4 protein-coding genes are annotated in these 2,137 nt (G+C 45.7%); 3 read left to right on the forward strand and 1 reads right to left on the reverse strand.

Going from position 1 to position 2,137, the window contains the following annotated elements; translation table 11 throughout:
* Positions 1–442 (reverse strand): AAA family ATPase (locus ACYTXL_RS24910; RefSeq protein ID WP_461927053.1); only part of this gene is annotated, 442 nt, incomplete at its 3' end.
* 106 nt (positions 443–548) lie between these two features.
* On the opposite strand from ACYTXL_RS24910, the gene ACYTXL_RS24915 reads away from it, so the two are divergent.
* The 3 genes from ACYTXL_RS24915 to ACYTXL_RS24925 form a co-directional block, all read left to right on the forward strand.
* The gene (locus tag ACYTXL_RS24915; RefSeq protein ID WP_461927054.1) at positions 549–1,169 is read left to right on the forward strand and encodes a J domain-containing protein; all 621 of its coding nucleotides are present in this window, start codon (positions 549–551) and stop codon (positions 1,167–1,169) included.
* 133 nt (positions 1,170–1,302) lie between these two features.
* A complete protein-coding gene (locus tag ACYTXL_RS24920) occupies positions 1,303–1,938 on the forward strand; it encodes a hypothetical protein (RefSeq protein WP_461927055.1) in 636 nt (211 codons plus the stop codon).
* A gap of 11 nt (positions 1,939–1,949) precedes the next feature.
* The coding region (locus tag ACYTXL_RS24925) for a hypothetical protein (protein WP_461927056.1) at positions 1,950–2,137 on the forward strand (188 nt) is incomplete at its 3' end.

Raw genomic sequence — 2,137 nt, forward strand, 5'->3', positions numbered from 1 at the left:
TACCCTTAACAGCACGACTGATGAATATAGCAGCTTGGGGCGCACCACCACGCACAGACTGAGCTTGCCTGATTAGTCGCACAGCGTCACTGGCTGACTGCAAATCTAACCCTGTGGGTTGACAGGGAACTACAGCTAGATCGGCTCTAAATAATATTGCTCTACTGGCTTCAGATAAACCGGCTGGGCCATCTATTATTAGATGATCAGATTGCGCTGCTAACTCTGGGATTTGCTCTAAGAGTTCATCGGGTGATTGTAGTACAGTCCTGGGAATGGTGTTTTCCTCCATCGACTGAAGCCAAATTGAGCTGCTACGTTGAGCGTCAGCATCTAAAAGCTGGACTTTGTGACCTTTGCGGGATAACCAACAGACTAGATGGACGGCAGACGTAGATTTTGAGCAGCCCCCTTTTTGATTGACAAGGGCAATTACTGACATACTGCATTACTGCATTAATTACTGCATTCAGTATATACTGTATTACGTCCTTGTTGTTATTGCTATTGCCATTGGCTATCGCTTTTTACGAAACTTAACCTTAACAATGACAGAAAATATTTCAGCCTATCCCCTGACATGGGCGACCATTTACCCCAAAACCCCACAGTACAAACGAGAAGCTGCACGGTTTGAAGTTGGTTTCTCAACTGCGCGTGACAACTTACTTAATGAACTTAGGTTAATAGATGCAAAAAACGTGATTATGTCTAGCAATGTGCCGTTGCGCCAGGATGGGCTACCTTATGCAACTTTTAAAGAACCGGACGATCCGGGCGTTGCAGTTTACTTTCAAATCAAGGATAAGAACTATGCTTTATGCTGCGATCGCTGGCTCAAAGTAAAGGATAATCTTCGAGCAATTGGACTACACATTGCAGCTATGCGCGGAATGGAACGCTGGGGAGTAGGGAGTTTAGAACAAGCGTTTATGGGATACCAAGCTCTACCACCGGGGGCAGATTTCAGTGAAACAAAATGGTGGGAAGTACTGGGCGTTGATGTTCGTGCTTCTAACGATGCAGTTAAAACAGCTTACCGAAAATTAGCACGAAAGTATCACCCAGATGGTGGTAGCTCACCTGATTCTGAAAAAATGGCAGTAATTAATGCTGCTTATGAAGAGGCAAAGAAAGCTGGTTACAAGTGTGGCAACTATGATTGGTAAACCGTAATTACCACAACACTGATTTTTTAACTTGTCCGGTGAAACTTCACAATACAACCCGTAATTTCACCATACAGTCTGCCGGATTGTATGACGGACAATAGTTAAAAAACTGGCATACAACAAGCGGATTATGGCAGACAACCAACCAGATACCCTTTCGGCAGTTCCTCATGGAGGAAACCCCCAAGACCGGACTGCCTCACAAAATGATGTAGAAAATTCTAAAATTTCCATATTAGAATTACAAAAAAAATATGGGATACAGCGTGATTCCTTCTACGCTCGGACACGATACCTGCGGATTACAACCTGGAAGGAAGGCGGTAAAGCCTATCTGTATGCCGACCAGATAACCGAGATGGACGGACTACACGAACACATACAGCAGACTGGTAGAATGCAAGGCTATGTAGTTCCTGAGCCATCAGGGCCAATTGAAGAGGATGGACAGCCAGCAGCAGCTACAAGCAGTCTGGCAGTCACAGAAACTCAACAAATTACTCCGACTTATGCACCCAAACAGAAGCGAACGCAGTCTTCCCAAGTAGACGACACCGCGGCCATCGTGCAATCTGCTCAGAACAAAGCAGTTGGTACACTCATTGCAGAAAACATACTAGCCCAACACTTCATTCAAAATCCAGAACTCTTACCAGACGAACTAAAGGCCAAAATCAAAGAATCTGCACAGATGCCAAGTGTTGACCCTTTCGCATACGCGGACTCATTGATCAATATCGCAATGGGTTCCATCAGCGCGGCCTAAAATTTCTCGGTATGCTAGCAACCGGGGCGATTGTTGCTGTTAATGGGCTAAATCCTCTTTCACTGCTGGCATTGGGTATGGGTGGAATATTGGCGTTAGCGCAGCTCGCCGTAGGCAGACGCTCGTGGACTCGCTCTTTGCGCGTCGCTATCGCTGCTTCACTCACCTCAAAACTTTCCTCTAAGAATGAGACTCAGGA

This window comes from Nostoc sp. (assembly GCF_054880495.1).